Below are 291 nucleotides of genomic sequence, written 5' to 3' on the forward strand. Positions count from 1 at the left end.
TGACTTCGGTATCGGTAAAGGAGGCAATATCGTAGACCTTGCAGCCGAGATGTATCAGTCAACCGATATGCGTCATCTACTGCGATGCATTGCTGACAGTTGCCCTGTGCCATCGGTGCAGACAGTCGCTGCCACATCCGTTACGCGACACACTGCTCCGAGTTTTGAGAACATCCGAACAGTGCCGCTGGAGAGCCACGCACTTGTCGCATACCTCCAAGAGCGCGGCATTCCACCGGAGATTTCAAAGGCACACTGTCAACAGGTGCATTACAGTTGCCGAGGCAAACG

1 pseudogene is annotated in these 291 nt (G+C 54.0%); it reads left to right on the forward strand.

From position 1 onward, the window contains the following. Positions 1 to 291: pseudogene (locus tag QZ311_RS12305) on the forward strand (DNA primase); the annotation flags it as partial.

Origin of the sequence: uncultured Duncaniella sp., from assembly GCF_910578445.1 — a bacterium.
Lineage (GTDB): Bacteria > Bacteroidota > Bacteroidia > Bacteroidales > Muribaculaceae > Duncaniella.